General features: G+C 59.2%; 24 protein-coding genes. 15 read left to right on the top strand and 9 right to left on the bottom strand.

The annotated features are described in order from the left end of the window. Position 1 precedes the first annotated feature (1 nt). The 9 genes from WAW39_RS16080 to WAW39_RS16040 all read right to left on the bottom strand — a co-directional run bounded on the left by WAW39_RS16080 (position 2) and on the right by WAW39_RS16040 (position 7,675). Positions 2 to 1,618, bottom strand: a complete 1,617-nt coding sequence (locus WAW39_RS16080; RefSeq protein ID WP_422320205.1) for a phage portal protein family protein — start codon at positions 1,616 to 1,618, stop codon at positions 2 to 4. A 277-nt stretch (positions 1,619 to 1,895) separates the two neighbouring features. Beyond that, positions 1,896 to 3,383, bottom strand: a complete 1,488-nt coding sequence (locus tag WAW39_RS16075) for a hypothetical protein (RefSeq protein ID WP_422320204.1) — start codon at positions 3,381 to 3,383, stop codon at positions 1,896 to 1,898. A gap of 62 nt (positions 3,384 to 3,445) precedes the next feature. After that, positions 3,446 to 4,069, bottom strand: a complete 624-nt coding sequence (locus WAW39_RS16070; RefSeq protein WP_422320203.1) for a hypothetical protein — start codon at positions 4,067 to 4,069, stop codon at positions 3,446 to 3,448. 4 nt (positions 4,070 to 4,073) lie between these two features. Further along, positions 4,074 to 4,349: a hypothetical protein gene (locus tag WAW39_RS16065; protein WP_422320202.1), complete on the bottom strand. Its 276-nt coding sequence runs from the start codon at positions 4,347 to 4,349 to the stop codon at positions 4,074 to 4,076. A gap of 6 nt (positions 4,350 to 4,355) precedes the next feature. Then, positions 4,356 to 4,802, bottom strand: a complete 447-nt coding sequence (locus WAW39_RS16060; protein WP_422320201.1) for a hypothetical protein — start codon at positions 4,800 to 4,802, stop codon at positions 4,356 to 4,358. Positions 4,803 to 4,827: 25 nt separating this feature from the next. Continuing rightward, complete coding sequence (locus WAW39_RS16055; protein ID WP_422320200.1) at positions 4,828 to 5,406, bottom strand: hypothetical protein; 579 nt, start codon at positions 5,404 to 5,406, stop codon at positions 4,828 to 4,830. Positions 5,407 to 5,497: 91 nt separating this feature from the next. Continuing rightward, entirely contained in the window at positions 5,498 to 6,214 is a 717-nt protein-coding gene (locus tag WAW39_RS16050; protein WP_422320199.1) for a hypothetical protein, read from the bottom strand. 268 nt (positions 6,215 to 6,482) lie between these two features. Further along, positions 6,483 to 7,163 (bottom strand): hypothetical protein, encoded by a 681-nt coding sequence (locus WAW39_RS16045; RefSeq protein WP_422320198.1) that lies wholly within the window; start codon positions 7,161 to 7,163, stop codon positions 6,483 to 6,485. Next, positions 7,160 to 7,675 (bottom strand): helix-turn-helix domain-containing protein, encoded by a 516-nt coding sequence (locus WAW39_RS16040; RefSeq protein WP_422320197.1) that lies wholly within the window; start codon positions 7,673 to 7,675, stop codon positions 7,160 to 7,162. The genes WAW39_RS16045 and WAW39_RS16040 overlap by 4 nt, the downstream gene beginning before the upstream one ends. 244 nt (positions 7,676 to 7,919) lie before the next feature. Here WAW39_RS16040 and WAW39_RS16035 point away from each other — a divergent pair, with 244 nt between their 5' ends. The 15 genes from WAW39_RS16035 to WAW39_RS15965 are packed head-to-tail and all read left to right on the top strand — an operon-like array spanning position 7,920 to position 17,098. Then, entirely contained in the window at positions 7,920 to 8,204 is a 285-nt protein-coding gene (locus tag WAW39_RS16035; protein ID WP_422320196.1) for a hypothetical protein, read from the top strand. A gap of 2 nt (positions 8,205 to 8,206) precedes the next feature. Then, positions 8,207 to 9,115: a hypothetical protein gene (locus WAW39_RS16030; RefSeq protein ID WP_422320195.1), complete on the top strand. Its 909-nt coding sequence runs from the start codon at positions 8,207 to 8,209 to the stop codon at positions 9,113 to 9,115. Between the two features lie 26 nt (positions 9,116 to 9,141). Next, the gene (locus WAW39_RS16025) at positions 9,142 to 9,540 is read left to right on the top strand and encodes a hypothetical protein (protein ID WP_422320194.1); all 399 of its coding nucleotides are present in this window, start codon (positions 9,142 to 9,144) and stop codon (positions 9,538 to 9,540) included. A gap of 28 nt (positions 9,541 to 9,568) precedes the next feature. Then, positions 9,569 to 10,402, top strand: a complete 834-nt coding sequence (locus WAW39_RS16020) for a hypothetical protein (protein ID WP_422320193.1) — start codon at positions 9,569 to 9,571, stop codon at positions 10,400 to 10,402. A 2-nt stretch (positions 10,403 to 10,404) separates the two neighbouring features. Continuing rightward, positions 10,405 to 10,842, top strand: a complete 438-nt coding sequence (locus WAW39_RS16015) for a hypothetical protein (protein WP_422320192.1) — start codon at positions 10,405 to 10,407, stop codon at positions 10,840 to 10,842. 33 nt (positions 10,843 to 10,875) lie between these two features. Beyond that, positions 10,876 to 11,457: a hypothetical protein gene (locus tag WAW39_RS16010; RefSeq protein ID WP_422320191.1), complete on the top strand. Its 582-nt coding sequence runs from the start codon at positions 10,876 to 10,878 to the stop codon at positions 11,455 to 11,457. Positions 11,458 to 11,501: 44 nt separating this feature from the next. Next, complete coding sequence (locus WAW39_RS16005; RefSeq protein ID WP_422320190.1) at positions 11,502 to 11,699, top strand: hypothetical protein; 198 nt, start codon at positions 11,502 to 11,504, stop codon at positions 11,697 to 11,699. Continuing rightward, positions 11,696 to 12,076, top strand: coding sequence for a hypothetical protein (locus tag WAW39_RS16000; RefSeq protein WP_422320189.1), 381 nt, complete (start codon positions 11,696 to 11,698; stop codon positions 12,074 to 12,076). Before WAW39_RS16005 ends, WAW39_RS16000 begins: the two co-directional genes overlap by 4 nt. Then, a complete protein-coding gene (locus WAW39_RS15995; RefSeq protein ID WP_422320188.1) occupies positions 12,073 to 12,825 on the top strand; it encodes a hypothetical protein in 753 nt (250 codons plus the stop codon). The genes WAW39_RS16000 and WAW39_RS15995 overlap by 4 nt, the downstream gene beginning before the upstream one ends. After that, complete coding sequence (locus tag WAW39_RS15990) at positions 12,825 to 13,058, top strand: hypothetical protein (RefSeq protein ID WP_422320187.1); 234 nt, start codon at positions 12,825 to 12,827, stop codon at positions 13,056 to 13,058. Before WAW39_RS15995 ends, WAW39_RS15990 begins: the two co-directional genes overlap by 1 nt. A gap of 5 nt (positions 13,059 to 13,063) precedes the next feature. Beyond that, the gene (locus WAW39_RS15985; RefSeq protein WP_422320186.1) at positions 13,064 to 15,121 is read left to right on the top strand and encodes a hypothetical protein; all 2,058 of its coding nucleotides are present in this window, start codon (positions 13,064 to 13,066) and stop codon (positions 15,119 to 15,121) included. Beyond that, a complete protein-coding gene (locus WAW39_RS15980; RefSeq protein ID WP_422320185.1) occupies positions 15,096 to 16,112 on the top strand; it encodes an AAA family ATPase in 1,017 nt (338 codons plus the stop codon). Before WAW39_RS15985 ends, WAW39_RS15980 begins: the two co-directional genes overlap by 26 nt. Continuing rightward, positions 16,109 to 16,363 carry a hypothetical protein gene (locus WAW39_RS15975; protein ID WP_422320184.1) on the top strand — a complete coding sequence of 85 codons (255 nt, stop codon included), beginning with the start codon at positions 16,109 to 16,111 and terminating at the stop codon, positions 16,361 to 16,363. Before WAW39_RS15980 ends, WAW39_RS15975 begins: the two co-directional genes overlap by 4 nt. 37 nt (positions 16,364 to 16,400) lie before the next feature. Continuing rightward, positions 16,401 to 16,592 (top strand): hypothetical protein, encoded by a 192-nt coding sequence (locus WAW39_RS15970; RefSeq protein ID WP_422320183.1) that lies wholly within the window; start codon positions 16,401 to 16,403, stop codon positions 16,590 to 16,592. Further along, complete coding sequence (locus WAW39_RS15965; protein ID WP_422320182.1) at positions 16,592 to 17,098, top strand: hypothetical protein; 507 nt, start codon at positions 16,592 to 16,594, stop codon at positions 17,096 to 17,098. Before WAW39_RS15970 ends, WAW39_RS15965 begins: the two co-directional genes overlap by 1 nt. Positions 17,099 to 17,215: the final 117 nt, after the last annotated feature.

The following is a 17,215-nucleotide window of genomic DNA, read 5'->3' as shown; positions in this document are numbered from 1 at the left end:
GTCAGTTCACCGCTTCATTGGCGGCAGCAGTGCCGAGGATTTTCTGCCAGCTTTGGACGGTGGCCTCAGAGGCTCCCACTTCGGCGGCGAGCTTGGGCAGGTCTTCCATGAGCAGCTCCACACCGGCCTTCAGATCCTCTTCACTCTGCGCATCGATGAGCAGCTCCCGCAGGCGCTTTGCCACGGGCATGAAGTCGGCATGCATGCCAGAGAGCAGCTCATCCAGAGACGCGGCCAGCATCTCCTGGGTGATGTCCTGCGGCTCTGCACCTTCGTCCTGGGCATCAGCAGCGGGCGCACGATTCGGCAGCGGTGGCACGCCTTTGCCTGCAGGCGGCTGCACGGCGGACTTGGTCACGCGCCATGTGGTGCGCTCGGTGACTTGGGAAGGATCAACATCAAAGCCCGCCTGCTTGAGGCCCGTCACATCCTTGATGCTCTCTCCGGTGTCCACCTCCTCATTGGCCGAGATCTCAAAGTACGCCAGCATCGGCTGTCCGGGGAAGATGCGTTCACGCACCCGGGCATCAAACTGCTTCTGCATCGCTCCGGTGATGCGCCGCGCCAGGGCGCGTGCCACACGCATGAAGGTGTCAGAGTGCGCACCGCCCGCGAGGGTGCCGCTGCCGCTCTCTGCCAGCATCGTGAGCGCACCGCTGGTGATCGCCATGACGATTTCTTTTTCCAGCCCCTCCTGATAGGAGCGGAAAGGTGCCACACCACGCGCCCCAGCGTCCACCGTCTTGATCTCTGTGCCATGCGGCAGCGCACCGCGTGAATTGCTGATGACTTCCTCTGCCAGGTCTTGATAAGCCGACTCCTGCCCCTGGGGAACATTCTGCGGCATCACCGCGAAGATGGACGGGATGCCAAAGCTCTCGATGAAACCGTCCTCATCCTTGCGGCCCATCTGCATGCGCACATGAGCCAGGAGCGCGATCTCATTGATCGGATCGTCAATCTCCCGCACGATGAAGCGTGTCAGATCGACAGGTTCACCTTTGGTCATGCCGCTGCGTGCGCCGTCATTGTACACCCAGTCGCCATTGCGGCCATCGCGGCACCAGTACCACTGCTCCACGGGCCGCAGCTCCACGATGCCTGGCTTGCCATCCATCCACTCAGGCACATTGCCTTCAATCATTTCAAGGTGCGAGTAGCCGCGAAACTCCGCCAGGCCCAGAAACTCCAGCGCCTCTTCAAGATTGGTGATAGCGTCATACGCGCTGCGCAGTGCGGTGGCCTGCGCTTCCGCCTGGGCCTTGGTGTAGCCTTTGGGCAGGCGCTTCTCTTCCACCATCTTGATGTCCCACCCCATTTCCGTGATGGCAGAGAGCAGCGAGCGCTTGCCGCCGCGCAGGGTGGCGTTGCGCTTCTCAATGAAGCGGTAGAGCCACTGCAGATCCGCATACGCACCGCGCTCCCCTTCTTCCAGGTAGCCCACGGCGCGCACCATGGTGAGGCCGCGCAGAGGATTGAAGAGATCCCGCCATTTGTTGGCGCTGCTGATGTGGATCGCCATCGTCAGAGAGCGCACCTGCACCGACACTGCATTGGCCAGGGCGGCGGCAGGGCGGGAGACAAAGCGGTTCCAGAGTTGTGACAGCGGGTTCTTCAAAGCGGAGGCATTTCACCACAGCCACACCCCTATTCACGTCGCGCATCTGGCGCGTTTGGTGGCCGTTTTCAGCCCTTGCCGCATTCCGGCACCCCACCCCGGACCACCGCCCCAAAACCTCACCAGCCCGGAAATCCGGCCATCGCCCGGACCCCGCAGGCCGTTTGCAATGCGTTTGCAACGGTTTTCAGGCCCTTAAAGGGGGCCGGGTGCTGCCGTGACACGCCCCCACCCCCTTCAAACGCGTTAAAACCCGGTTTCTGCGCATTCCGGCTTTTCACCCCAAAAGGGACCGGTTTCGGCGGTCGGCAGAGGCTGGACGCCATTGCACGCCGAAAGTTCGGGGCGGCAGGGCATCCGAACCATGCTCTAGATCAATCTCAGGAGTAAGCCAGGCGCTGCATGCCATATCTCCATGGCTGGCAGGGTTAAGCGGATTGGCCGTGGCGGTGAAGCTGATCTGACTCCCCTGCGTGGTCTTCTGCATGGAATAAATGTCCATGGCCACATCGTCATTGCCCACAGCAAGGCGGCGCTCGCCCGACTGGAGCTGAGTCATGAGGCGTGTCCCCATGCGGCTCTTGCTACTGACCGTGAACGGCACCCCGATGAATGAGCCGCTAAAGCGCTGCTCAGCCTCCCAGGTAATCTGCTTGCCAATGCCCGTACTGTCTCCCGCGCCTTTCATACCAGGGCGTTGCAGGAACCAAAACAGAGCCGCCTTGAGAAAGTGCCAGTCTTCCGTCTGAGCAGTGAGCAAGGCGCGCTGATGATAGCATGCGCCGATTTTGACGTCGATCCAAAACGAAGCAAGATCTCCCTGGCCCGAAGCAGCCACGTCAAAGCCCAGGCGGTAGTGCGCAGGGTTCCACGTCGCTGTTGCAAAGTGTCGCTGCATCCATCCATGCATGCGCGAGATCCGATCCCCCTCGTTACCGTCTGCAGGCCCAAAGAGATCCTTGATCTCGGCATCCTTCAAATGTGCTCTTGTGATGGTCTGATCACGACGGCTTTCAATCACTCCCCAGGGCACAATGCTGCTGCCGGAGTCTGAAGGGTTGCACTCAAAGCGCTCCGCAAAGATGGCTGGCGTCAGGGCACGACGACGGCAGTCCTCCAGGAACTCTGCACGCGTCATCTTCGTTCCGGCCCGTGCATTGATCTTCTCCACGATGCCCTGATCAATCACATCATAGATCGTGATCTTGCGGCACTTCCAACCAGATCCCGGCGCACGGGCGATCTTGCCCAGCACCTGGTTGAACCAGGAACCCATGCCATTGTGTGCCGACCAGACGTGATAGTCGTAGCCGAACTGAATACGCGTGCTGAGCGCCGCATGCATCTGCTCCTGATTTTCATGGAAGGCAGCTTCATCCCAACGCACATCCCCCTCGAAAGTCTGAATGGCCCAGGGTGATGACGAAAACAAAACAATGCGGCTGCCACCGTCAAACTTGTAAAAGCCCACCTTCTCTTGCACGGCCACCTTGCCACCTTTGCCGTCATCCTTATTGACGGTGATCCACTCTTCACCGCGAGACAGCACATGCTTGCCGAGATCATACAGCGTAAGCCATTGCTCAATGTAGCGGCCAAACTCCACCGCACCATTCCAGTTCTGAGTCGTGAACAGGCAGTCCCTGTTTTTGACCATGATCCGCTTGCGTACATCCTTGAGCGCCATCGTCCACGACCAACCGCAGCGGTTGCATTTCTCGTCGTATTGATACCGCGATTCATCCAGCACTGCTTCAACCTGCATTGGCAACAGATAGCGAGACAGCCCCTGCTCAGTCTCAAACGAAGGACGTGTCTGAATGAGCATCAGACAGCCCCCTCTTTCTTCTTCGCTGCCGCCGCCGTGGTGCCGAGAATCATGCGATCCATCTCTTCAATGAGCTTGGCGCGTGTGTCATCGTCCATGCCGCCGCTCTTGATGGCGTCCTTGGCTTTCTCGGCGGCCAGCTTGGTGGCAGCAGCCTGCTCTTCCAGCGCCTTCACGCGCCGCTCGGCCTGCTCCAGCTTTTGCTGAGCCTGGTCAAGACTGCGCGTTGCCTGCTTCAGCCGCACTTCGTTTTGTTGTGCCATGATGAGCTTGATCTCTTGATCCCGCAGCTTGAGCAGATCCTTGGCGCTAAGCTCAGATGACGAAGCAAGCTCAAAGGCTTTCTGCCGCACCACATTGCGCTGGGCGGTTTCCAGCTCTTCCGGCAACATGCCCAAGGTCTCGATCGCAAATCGTTTGGCACGTTCGATGGTCCAGTTGGAGCGCTCCGCTTCATAAAAGCGATGTACCGCGCTCTTGGAGGTGGAGACATTCCAAGTCTTTGCGAGCGCGGCACCAGCCTCAGCACCGCAGCGTGAATCCACCAGGGCAAACATCAACTCATCCCGCTGCTCGGGTGTGAGCTTGCTCCAGAGGCTCTTGTTGTCGCGTGTGTCGCTCATGACGTTACTTCTGCCGCAGCAGCACACGGCCTTGTTTGGTGATGAACCAGCGCGCCTCATCATCGCCAAAATTCCCTGGTGGGAGTTTGTCGATCGCATCCATCACGCTGTCGCCCTGGCCGCTGAGATCATCCAAAGCGGCTTGCAGCTCCATGGTGCGCGCCTTTTGCGCGATGCGGTCATTGATATGATCATGCAGGGTGCTTTGCGGCAGGGCGTTTTCCCCGCAGTTTTCCAGCACTTCAAGGATGGCGAGACAGATGGCTTTGTGTCGGTTCATGGCGTTCTAGGAGTCAGATTGATCGAGCCTCGTTTCAGCGGAGGCGATGCGCTCGCGGATCAGCGTCAGTTCTTTGTGCAGCGAGTCTTTGAAAGCGGACAGTTCACGGGTCACAGCGCTCACCTCGTGGCGCAGTAGATCTTTGATGGAGGATTCGCGTTCAGACCCCGCGAGCAGGTTGTTCGTATGATTAACGTTCACCGTCTGAGTGAGTGCCACCACCGCCGCGCTGAGCTTGTCCAGCTCCGGCTTCTCCGCATGCGAGATGGACTCTTTCACCATCACCGGCTGCCCGATGTTGAACGGCTCCTCTTTGCTGCCGCTCTTCATGCGCTGCTTATGGGCCTGAGTCTCCACATATTTGGCATACATGGAGTACGCAGCCCAGGCAGAAACAATCCACTTCCAGAAGTCCATGGCTTCAGGAATCGGGAGATTGGCGAGTGTGATCATGAGGAGATTGCGGAAAGGATGCGGATCAGACCCAGCGCCACTTGGCAGCGGTCTTGAGCGGGGCGGGTTTATTGATGAGCTTGAGGCAGGCGGGATTGAGGTCGATGCGGCCCCTGGCGCTGATGCGATCTCCGACCTTGGCGCGGAAGGTCACGCCGTTAGCGAAGACCTCCACCTCGCGCAGCCAGGCTGCCCCCTTGCTGCCCCAGCGTGAAATCATGAAGTCTTTATGCACCGCCACGTAAGGCGTGTGCTCCTGTGAGGTGATGACGCCGCATTCACCCACACCATTGTCGCCCACGGCAAAACATTGCAGGTCTGTCTTGCCGGTGGCCTTGCATTGCTTGAAGGCACGCAGGTCCGCAGGATCAGCGAAGCTGGATGCCTCGCAGTAAATCCAAGAGTCAACACCGGAAGAGTTCAGCCCATTCAATGCGCCCTGGGACTTCGCGCCCCATAGGCCATCCACTACCACACCGAGCCACGCCTGAATGCGCTTCTTGATCGTCACTGGTGCCTTGAGCAGCGCCGCCTGATCGGTCGGGCTCCACGTGCCATCGGCTGGCAGCTTGAGGAGTGTCTGAATGGCGGTAATCGAAGTCATGGCAGAGAGGAGATGTATGGGCCTGCGGCAGTTCTCGGGTGATCAGCCCGGCTTAAGCGGACCCGCCGCAGGCCCTTGGTATGTGGGGTGATTATTGGAGCACGCTGACCGGATTCTTCGGCAGCATGTAGCGTTTGCCCGTGAGCTGCTGGTACTTGGCCTGAGCAGCTTCAATGACATCGGTGAAGGCGGATATTTGGGAGCCGCGCAGGATTTCCTTCACAGGATCTGCATGGATGCCCTCAGCCTTGAGCGCGGCCACTTTGGCAGAAGCCTGGAGAATGATCTGCTCAAGCCCGACCTTCTGAGTGGTCTCAATAACCGCTTTGCCCAGCTGATCCGCTGTGGCGATGAGAGCGCGGCCAAAAGGTGAAGCGATCAGCGCCGAGCTTGTGGCGCAGGAACTCAGCGAAAGCACACTCATCAGCGCCAGCGCCTGCACCGCGCCTGGCAGGCCCATCACCTTCTGGTGCAGCCCCAGTTTGGAGGCTCCCACGTTGACGATCGCACCGAGCAGCAGCTCGGGATTGTTCGCGTCGATCGAGAAGTACACCGACAGCGCCGTGATGCCCTGGCTGACGAGGGAGCCGATCAACGCACGAAAGACCTCGCTGCCCGTGAGGGCACCGGCCTTGGCGTTGTCGATGCTGACCACCTTGCCAAACCACGAAATCAGCGTCGGGATGGCGAGGGTGATAAAACCCACAACGATGCTCGTTGTAGAGTCTCCGGTGATGTTGTGCGCGGCAAAGACGGCCCCCAGGGAGGCGAGCAGGTGGCGGATGAGCAGTTGGATGAAGGGTGTCATGGAGTGGTGATGGTCTGAAGTTTCAAATCACCCGCCAGGGCCTCCAAGGTCTGTCGCTGCACACCGGTCCTTCTTTCCCAAGGCAGACCGGCATGCAGCGTTCACAGACCATGTGAAACACTGGCTGAGTGCACCGCCACACTGCGCCTCACCAAACCTTCTTCACGTCGCGCATCTGGCGCGTTTGGTCATCGGTTCACAGGCACAAAAAAGCCGCGCAGTGATGCGCGGCCTTAAACTGTGCTCAACTAAAGCTCCCAAACTTGCTTCAACGATTCAATGCCTTGTAGGCCTTCGCCTGCTCATTGATTTCGTACATCACCATTTCGTAGTTGTCTTTCCATTCCTCCATGGCCTCAGCAATGACGATGTCGGACTCCTTGGCCGGCATGCCATGCACACCAATCTTTAACAGCAGCTGCAATTTCAAATAAGCCTCGGCCTGTTTTTTCGTCTCATATTCCTGCATGGGAAAATTGTGAGGCCACTTTTCAGCAGCCCTCGCCTTGATCTCTTTGGCCTTCGGACTGTTCATTTCCATGCTCACACTGACCGTCTTTTTCTCATCCTTCTTCGCTTGGCCAGCAGCTTGTTCATTCTCTGCCTTGATCGCCGCCAGCCGTGCCTTGGCCTCTGCACGCTTCAGCCGTTCACGTTCGGCAATTTCTTCTTCAGCCTTGTTTCGGGCCTCTGGATTGTGAGCACCAAAGGCCTGCCGAATCTCATACGGAAAGCCATCGGTTTCCAGCGTGGCAATGCCGTCATCATGCATGACGCGCACCTCCAAGGCATTGGCTTTCACGATCCTGGCATTCTTCAGTTCCAGCCCGTTTGGAGTCTTGATGGAAATGAATTCATCAAACTTCCCAGGCTTGGGCACCACCTGATACTCGATTCTCTCCGCCAGGCAGGCGGCTGACATCAAAAGCAATGCGAGCAATGTTTTCATGATTTTTTTTCTTCTGTGTGTTTAAGGATCGTGGACCGATATGTTGATTTTTCAGCTGGCTTGATGCTGTCCATCAAACTGAGCAAAGTTTCACGGACCGCACTCAGTTTGGTTTCCGCACTAATCGCGCGCTCCCGCCAATCAACGCCCTGCATATAAGCTGTGGATTGTTCGCGAAGAACTTTTTCATCTCGCTCAAACTTCTTCTGCTTTTCCACGCCATTCAACCCTGATGCTTCGGCTGAGTCACTAGCCGTACGCAGAATCAAAGAGCTGAGCTCAGCACGATCTCTTGGGCCGCTCCCATACAGAAGCCAGTGAGGCAGCACATCAAGGATGTCGCACATCTTCAGGAGCTGGTCGGCATTAGGAGTGGCTTTGCCCTTCAAGTAATTCCCCACCGCGACATGACTCAGATCCAACGCCCGCGCGAGCGACGCTGCGGAGAGGTCGCGCTCTTTGATCAAGGCACGAAGCCGACCATCAAAAGTAATCAAACTTTCATCTTGCATGTAATTAGACTTACCGTAACAATAGTTACACGTTACAGATGAAACCAACCAAACACAAGCGCCGAGGCGCTGCTCGATTTCCCGGAATAGTAAGGCATGCCGAAGTATTGAAGTGCCACCGCGTGCACCTCTACCTTGTGCTCAGCGGTAAAAGGACTTCCGCCACCACAATCAGGAACTACAAAGCCCTGCTGCGCAAAGAAGGCCATCCCATCCCCGCAGAGATCGAAAGGAGGGCCGCGTGATGTGCACCCCTGCATTCACCGCCGAACAGCTCAGTGACATCCGGCGCGAGCTGCTTGAAGGCCACGCCATCAAGCTTGCGGTCACCGCCACGAGCCTCAGCTGGATCATCGCCTCAGATGCAATCCTCGCCTTCTGGGATGATCACCCTCTGTCAGCGCTGCAACTGCACACCCTGAGCACGGCATTCGACCAGCTCATCAAGCATGGCTTCAAATTCGCCTGCCTCACTCCAGCCAAGAACAGCCGCCGTCCCTTCGGCACCCCAACCCGCAAAGCCGCTTGATCATGAATAATCGTTATCCACCCGTCCCTCCTATCGTCGGCGCACGCCCTCGGTTCAAATACAGCGCCCCGTGGTCAGAGTGCCGCATCATCCATGAGCGCAGCTGCATGGGCACACGCCTGCTCATCGTCGGAGATCCTGACTGCGGCGGTTATGAGTGGGTCATCCTCATCAGCGGGGAGGTGGTGGCACATTCCAATGATGGCTACGGCATCAGCGAAGTGGCCCTGCGTGACGGCCTGATTGAAGCCTTCAAAGACTGCTTCACAGCCGAGCCCAATCCTGCCTTCAAAGCAGATCTGGAAAAGTCACACTCCCTGCTGACTTCCATTATCTTTTCAACTCTCCCCGCCAAGCGGCGGAGGCAAATCATCCTTGCAGCCAGTGAGGCGACTCCACACCACGCAGGTCAATGTGTGGGCACAGATGATCTATTGCAGCCAGCCGAAAAGCATCTCGCCGCCAAGATGGCCAGCCAAGAAGGGCTATTTGAGCAATCCAGCGGCGTGCCGTTGCAGGCGGTTGAAAATCAGACCTCCGAAAGGCCCCGATGCGGCACATCGCAAAATCAATCCTCAGATAAAGCAGCCAACGAACCTCCGCAGGAACATCTGCAACCATCGGAGGCCACTTCCCATGAGAGATCAGGAACTGCAATGCAATCATCTGAACCTCCGCAGCTTCATCATCCAGCTCTCCGCAGCGACGAGCAAAAGAAGCCGGGGAGCGCAAGCGCCGCATCAACGGTGGCAGATCCACTGACACCACGTCTCCCGCCCAAGTCATCAGTTGTTCAAAAATCAGCTCCCACGTCATCCGCCAAGCCTGGCGCCTCCGCAGCCGCTGGCAAGCAGACCGCAGAGGACAGCTGCGGAGACATCAACTGCGACGGCCTCTGCCATCTCCGCTGATCACCCGTCAACCCCGCCCCACCGCCATGCAATCCACCCCCAGCCTTCACGCGACACTCGAAGCGATCATCCGCTTTCCGCATGATCCTCTCTCTGCGGATGAAGCAGGGCTGGTGCTGAACCGTGACGGCGCAACGATCAGCGCGGCCTGCAAGAGCAAGCAGATCACCACCACCGCCTCCAACTTCCGGGGGCGCGGCAACCAGAAGAGCTACCGCATCACCAAGAGCAACCTGATCGCCTGGCTGTGGAAAAACGAGCAGGGGGACAAGGCCATCCTGCGCGCCGCCATGCTGGACCTCTGCCCCAAGATCCTGCGCGCCCTGGAGCCGCATGCCGCCCCCGTGAAGCGCCCCAGCAACGTGCTGGACTTCGAGCACCCCGACCTTTTCGCCGCCCCTGCCACCCAAAAGCAGACGGCTTAAACCCAAGACAACAACAACAGCACAGACCATGCACCCGACACAACACAGCACCATCCACCGGCGCGGCTTGATGACCCGCTCTCCGGCTCCCACCAGCATCGAATGCACACACGAAGACATCCTTGATGCCATCGCGCAGATTGCCGCGAAGCAGCAGACGCAGTTCGTCATGACCGCCACGCTGGCGCTCAGCCTCGGATTGAACGCGGAAGATTATGAATGGCTGAAACAGGCCCTGCATCAGCTGGATGAGCAACAGCGCGTGATGCTGAACTGTGTGGAATACCCCCAGAAGCTGCCCGAATTCATCAAGGCTTGGTTCGTGCAGAATGCCAGCGGCATCCCATGCCACGAAGTCTGCATCGCACCGGACTCCCGCCGCCTCAAGCCTCTGCTCAAGCAGCACAACCCCGAGCTGCCCGTGTACCGGCGCGCTGCGGACAGCAGCACTGACAACCCCACCGTGCAGAAGCGCCGCATCAGCGATCTGGTCAAAGGCGCGGCAGACACACTCTTTGGCAACGGTCACGCCCCTACACCCAGTACCGCGTGCTCCACGTGGAACAGAACGACGGGAGGGCCGCATAAGATGAACTGCATCGCTTATTGCTGGTCATCAGGCCGCATCGAGTTCACGCCACCACGGCGCTTCCCCCAAACGCCCTATGGCACCATCCCCATCGTAAGTGGCCCAGTACGCACCGTGCACGATTTGGTGACCACGATGGCACGTCATGGACAAGGTGCCAGCAGTGGCATGCTGCTCGTCCCTGGCATCCCAGAAGCCAGCTCCTCAGACGGTAAACTTGCGGCTCTGGAAAAATTCCGTGCGCTCCTCAAAGCAAAAAACACAGCCGCCTGATCATGAAACACCTCAATCCCTACGCTCCGCCGCAATCGCAGGATCTGCGTGAGGCCCCTTACGCCCGCTTTGTGCGGCTCTCTTACGCTGCCACGGTGCTCGGTGCGCTTTGCGCCGTGCTCATCACCCTGGCCACGCACAGCTTGCTCTATGGCTGCGCTGTCGTGTGCGCCTCGCTGATGCTGCACTTCCTGCTGGCCGCGCTGATCGCATGGCTCACTGAAACACTGGCATGGTCGGAGCCTGAGGCCATGGACCACCACAAGGTGTCCATGCCGGAGCCGCGCCATCAGAGCCGCCACCGCACCACCACCGCCGCAGGCTTCACCATCGCCCAGGTGATGTGGGGCATCACCGCCATCCTCGGCGCGCATGCGCTGCTGGTGCTGCTGCACTTCATCGCCTTTGCCGTCTTCGGAGCCTCCGAACCCCGCTGGTAATCAACCCCAACCGACCGCCAAACACATCTCATCATGCAAACACAGCCCACCACCACACTCGATCCCCGCACTGAAGTCTCGCGCCTGGTCAACCTCTACGCGGCCAAAACTGCCACGCTCAATGCTGCCACGGCAGACGTGCGTGCCGAACTCACCGCACTGACGGCCTCGCTCAACAAGATCGAAGCGCCGCACCGCGCCGAACTCGACAAGATCGAAGCCGATGCCAAAGCCCTGGCCTTGCAGCACGGCCCGGAAATCTTTGGCGACAAAAAGAGCCTCACTGAAAACGGCTACTGCCTGGCCATCCGCCTCACCGATGTGGTGCAGTGTGAGGATGAAGACGCCACCCTGGCCGCGCTGATGCGGGAGGCCGTCAAAGGCAGCACCGATGCCGACAAGATCGCCGCCAGCGCCTGCGTGCGCCTCAACCCCGAGCTGAACAAGCAGTACATCCTCAGCCAGTTTGATGACGCCCCGGAATGGTTCGCCCAGTTCAACATCAGCGTGAACGAACGCCTCAGCGCCAGCCTCAAGCAAGCCCCCAAGACACGCGCCCGAAAGGCCACCGTGCTCAAGGCCACCGAACAACCCCAGCAGGAGGCCGCAGCGTGAGGAGGCGCGGCACAGAAACCTGCCCCGCATGCCGCATCCAGCGCATGTTTCGCGGAGACATCGTGTGCCTCGGCTGCACAGAACGCGTGCGCAAGGTGCGCCGCGATCTGCTGGTGAGCTTTGCCAACCGCGACATCCAGAACGTGCTCCTGGGCGATGAACTGCGGCAGCAGATCCTGTGCTGTGCCATCCAACAAGTGCCCAAGTGCGGCAGACCCCAGAAAGGACTCCTGGAGGCATGAACGCTGAAGCCGACAAACTCCGCGCCGAGATCACCGCTGCAGACAAGCGCATCAGTGATCTGGAAAAGCGCCCGGGCCTGACAGCCACCGTCAAGCATCAGATCGAAAAGGCCAAAGACGTGGTGCGTGACATGCGCATCAAGCTGGCAGGCATGCAAGACCACCGGGACATTCCATACCCCAACTGCCGCGAGCTGATGCCCCACAGCTTCTTCATCTGCCGCCCCTGCATGCTTGAGGTGCCCTTCAAGCTCTACGTCCGCCTCGTTGGCGCACGCGGCTTCCACCATCACGGCCTGATCTCCGACGCCGCCCTGGCTGAAACCCATCAAGCCGTCCTCTCCCATCTCCGCCAACACAGCACCGCCATTCTATGAGCAAAGCCAAGCCAACCACAATCACGACCCCGAACGTCGAACTGCTTGCAGCCACCAGCCGCTTCAAGGCCCTTCACGGCCTTCTCAAGCAGACCATCGCAGGAACGAAACTGCTGAAATACTTCCTCGGACTGGAGGTGTCCAACCTCTGCGCGCTGCATGAAGAATTGCACGGCGAAACCCGGGGTGGCGACCGCACCGGGGGCAAAACGGAAGCCCCTTCCGTTTTGCTCGAAACCTTCCTCGAAGACCACCTGGGAGTCACGGCTCGCACCGCCCGGAAATACCGCGACTTCTTTGAGGGCATCACCACCGGCACCGAGAACGAGGCCACCGTGAAACGCCTGAACGCTTTCTGGATGGGCCAGCGTGAAAGCATGCTGGCTCTGCCATCCAGCGACAGCAAAAAGGCCGCAGGCAGCAGCAATGCATTGAGCCTGCAAAGCCTTGGCACCATCGCTGAAAAGGATCTGCAAACCATCCTGGACCATCCCGACGAATGGGGCCTCAACGAACTGTTTAAGACCCCTCTCAAGGATGCAGGCAGCGACGCAGCCACCGAAGACGACACAGGCACCTCCAGCAACAAGCACAAGCTCGCCAAGTTCTGGCTGCAGGACTTCTCCCGCCGCGCCATGCAGAATGAATTCCTCAAGCTGCCCAAGCGCGAAAAGGAAGCGCTGCTGACCACGCTGGAGGAAGCCACCAGCACCCTCAAATCCCACCTCAGCCAGAAAGGGAAGAAGTGATGCAGGCTATCCTCACCATCGAACACCGCCATTACTTGGTGCCATGCGCCAAAAAGGCTCTGGCCTTCGCCGAGTTCATGCAGAAGGCCAAGGAAATCCATTTTGGCACCTATCGCAGGGATACCATCACCGTACGCAGAGAGGTTGTGGAAGTGACCGTCGAAACGGTCAAAGCGGGCACAAAGATTATCACCGTCAAGGACACAACAGCCGCAGATCACAGCGAGGAATAACCACCATGGACCGCGACTCTCAACTCGACACACACAGCGCCACGCTGACCACGACAGACCGCCTTTTTACCCAGGCTGTCAGGCCGCGTGATCTGCCCGCCTTCTATGCGCTGCAGGAGCGCAATCAGGAGCGTGTAAAGTTGCTTCTGCAGGCGTTTGAGAGCATCGACAAAGCTCCCACCTTTGCCCTGGGATATGAGATGGCGGCGGCGCAGCTTGGCAAGACACGCGGCTTCACCGCAGGCACCCTGCGCAGGCTCCATACGGCATGGCGCAAGACGCAGGACTGGCGTGAGCTGGTGGACGGCGCGCTGGAGCACTCTCCCGCAGCCAAGGTGCCACAAGACTTCGTGGAATACCTCAACAGCGAGGTGGATCAAAACGGGCGCAGCAAGGCCGCTGCCTTCAAGCGCATCCGTGCTGCCTGGACCCGTGGCGAGCACATCCCCGGGTATGGCACCTGGAAAGAATGGTGGCAGCGCACGCACCCAGGACGCCCGCTGCCGCGCCTGGCTCCGCCGCACCCAACAGGCTGGAGCAATCTTTACCGCAAGGTGGACAGCAGCAAATTCCGCCGTGCAGCCGCCACGCTCGGACGCGGAGCCGCAAGGAAGCACCGCCCCATGGTTCTCTCTTCACGCAAGGGCTGCTATGTGGCCAGCCACTACATGTGGGATGACGTGTGGCACGATCTCTTTGTAAACAGCTTCTTGGAAAGACAGGCCGGACGCCCGCTGGAGCTGTTCAGTCATGACTACTTCTCAGGCCGCAAGGTGCGCTGGGGTGTGAAGGTGCGCACCGAAGACGACAACGGCAAAAGCAGCGGCCTCACCGGCAAGATGATGCGCATGGTCATTGCAGCCACCTACTACCTCGATGGCTACTCGCCACGCGGCACCATCAATCTGGCGGAGCACGGCACGGCCAATTTCATGGAAGAGATCGGCGGCATTCTTTACGATGCCAGCGGCGGCCTCATCACAGTGGAAGAAAGCGGCATGCAGGGCAAGGCGGCGCATGCAGGCCAGTATGACGGGCGCAGCCTCGGCAATCCCAACTTCAAGGCCAGCCTCGAAAGCAGCAACAACCTGCTGCACAACATGGAGGCTCATCTCCCAGGCCAGACCGGCCCTGACCGCCAGCGCAGGCCAGAGCAGCTCCATGGCATGCTGCAATACAACTCACGGCTGCTGGCCGCGTACCAGCAGCTTCCGGCAGACAAGGCCGCGCTGCTGCAGTTCCCGCTGCTGGAGATCAATCAATACCTCGGCGTGCTGGGAGACATCTACCGCTTCATTGAAAATGATCCCGACCATGATCTGGAAGGCTGGCTGGAATGCGGCCACGTCATGCAGGTGGTGGAGCTGCTCGGCGAGTGGCGCACCCAGGATGAGCTGCTCATGCTGCCAGATGGCCAGCGTGAAATGGCCCTGGCGATGATCCACGGCGGCATGGTCCCATCCCGGCCACGCAAGATGACACGCGCTGAAGTCTGGCACCGAGGTGCACGTGACCTGGTGCGCATCCATGGTGGCACCGTCTGCAACATCCTGGGTGATGACTTCGCCACCGAACGCAAAGTACAGGCGCAGCAGTTCCGGTTTGAAGACAAGGAGGTCGGGCCGGGCCTGCACCGCTTTGAGGCCATCATCACGGATGCCGAGGGCCGTCAATGCCACCTCAAGGATGGCGAAAAGTACAAGGTGTTCGTCAACCCCTTCGCAGACAAACAGCTCTTTGTGCAGGATGCCAAGGGCCGCTACCTCGGCACCGCCCTGCGCTGCGAGCGCGACAGCCGCCTGGATGCAGAAGCCCTGCACCGCAACATGGGCCGCGTCTCCCACATTGAGAGCGAGATGCTCAAACCACTCGAAGCGCGCCAGGCCAAGCAGACCCGCAAGAAGCTGGCCATGCACAAGCACAACGCCGGAGTGCTCACCGGGCACCAGCAGGCCAAAGACGATTTCAGACGCCGTGCCACGGCGATCCTCAACGCAAGCACCACAGACCATGCAACCAACCCACCCACAGACCCCAATGAAACCAACGAACCCGACTGGTAAAGCCGCCGCCGCCAATGATGCGGATGCCGCTTCGATCGACGCAGCTGCAACACGCAATGAGGCACTCGCCGAGCGTCTCTTTGCCTTCCAAAGACGCCAGCAGCTCAGCGACGAAAAGCTGGGCCGCAAGCTCGGCAGAGAAGCGACCTATGTTTCACGCTATCGTGCCTTCAACGAGGGCAAATGGCGCGGCAACCTCGCCAACTTTGAGGACGCCATCGCCAGTCTGCTCATGAAAGAGGAACTCATGCAGGGGGATGACATGCAGCTTTCGGAAGAAGGCTTCTGCGTGAAGAGCGTTTTCGAGTTCCTCGACTTCATTCATCAGCACCGCCACATCGGCGTGGGTTATGGGCCCGCAGGCCCGGGCAAGACCTGCGCAGGCAAGCTCTACGCGGCAAAAAATCCAACCTGTGTGTACCTGCATATCTGGGACTGGACCACGGGCCGCGACAAGCTCATCAACGAGCTTACCCGGGCCGCCCTGGTGCGCTGCGGAAAAAATGAAAGCAAGGCTGAGGCCCTGGTGCGCACCTTCCGTGATTCAGACCGCCTCATCATCATCGACAACGCGCAGATCCTCACCACACGCAGCCGCAAGTTCCTCATGGACTTCTTTGACGCCACGCGCACGCCGATCGCGATGCTGGGCAATCAGGAGATCGTGAAGAAATTTGAGGCCAATGACCAGCACGCCTCACGCCTGGGCCGCTGCATTGACGTGACCGATGCCGGCGGCGAGCACCGCAGCAGCGTGGACAAGGCCAGTGTCCTCACCCTGCTCAAAGCCTACATGCCCACAGCCGCTGATGACAAGGCCGCGCAGAGCGAAACCCTTGCCATCCTCCGCACCAAAGACGGCGGATCTGCCCGCACCGCCAAGATGACCCTCAAGCTCGCGCAAAACATCACCAGCACCGCGCCTTCCATCACCCCGCTTGATGCCATCAGGCTCGCCAAAACCCAGCTTATTCACCAGGAGGCCGCATGATGAACATTGCACTAGAAGACACCCCCGCCAATCGTCTAGGCGCGCTGGCTCTATGGATGGCGGCAAATCCACAAGCCCTCATCAGTCACAACGTTGATGAGATCGGTGGCCTGAGCATTACTGCCAGTATCAAAGGGCAATACTTCACAGTTGTCTTTGCAGCAGCTGAACAGGGCCTCGCAGAGTGCGGCGATCCGACAATCATTCTCACCTCAGCTGAGCTTCAAGAAAACTCGCCCAGGCACTTGTGAAGGCCATGCCCTATCTACCGGAGGATGGCACACCCGTATGAAAGAGACCATCACATGGATCACAGACGACACGCTCCCCGACAGCGAGGCCACCGTACTTGTGCAGTCCGCATCCGGCGATATCGGAGAAGGATTTCACGATGGTGAATGCTGGCGCTGGGCCAATGCATCGAAAGTGGGAAGCGCCAAGATCAAAGCCTGGGCAGATCTACCGGAGGGCGTGAAGTGATGAAAGCCCTCATTGAAGGCAGCTCAGAACTGCCACCACCGGCCATGCCACATCAAGACAAATATGTGTGGTTCGTGTGGCAGCATTTCCGCAACAAGCAGCCGCAATGGTATGCCACATGTTGGGGTGCCCCCACAGTCAACGAGGCTCTCAAGCTGCGCGAAGAACCACTGTACCACACGGAATTTCATTCCGGCGTGCCACAAAAGCTGATGCGCGAAAGGACCTCTTACGAGCCTTGTGAGGATGTGCTGGAGATGCCTGAGGGCAGCTACATCGGCCACACGAATGGCGTGCCAAACTCCTTTGCCTACATCGGCATTGGTTATGGATATCGCATCACCTGGATCACAGGCCGCGCCGCATGGGTTGAGGCGTTTCCCGATGACTACACTGCCACCGTTAGACTCTTCAACCCCTCTGCTCCCAATGAAGACAGCGTCGTCGTGTCCATGAGCCTCGAAGAGTTCGTCATCAACATGCCGGAGGCATCGCCCAAGCCATGAACCAGCCAAACTCATCTCACTTTCACGCAGGCAAAGCCGCCCGCCAGGCTGGCAAACCGTGCAGGATCACCGATGGCCGCATGTCCGGCAAATCACGCCGCGAATGGTATGAAGGCT

Source organism: Prosthecobacter sp. (genome assembly GCF_049294395.1).
Classification (GTDB): domain Bacteria; phylum Verrucomicrobiota; class Verrucomicrobiia; order Verrucomicrobiales; family Verrucomicrobiaceae; genus Prosthecobacter.
The sequence above is the reverse complement of the archived record's forward strand: the minus strand, read 5'-3'. Positions and strand labels throughout refer to the sequence as shown.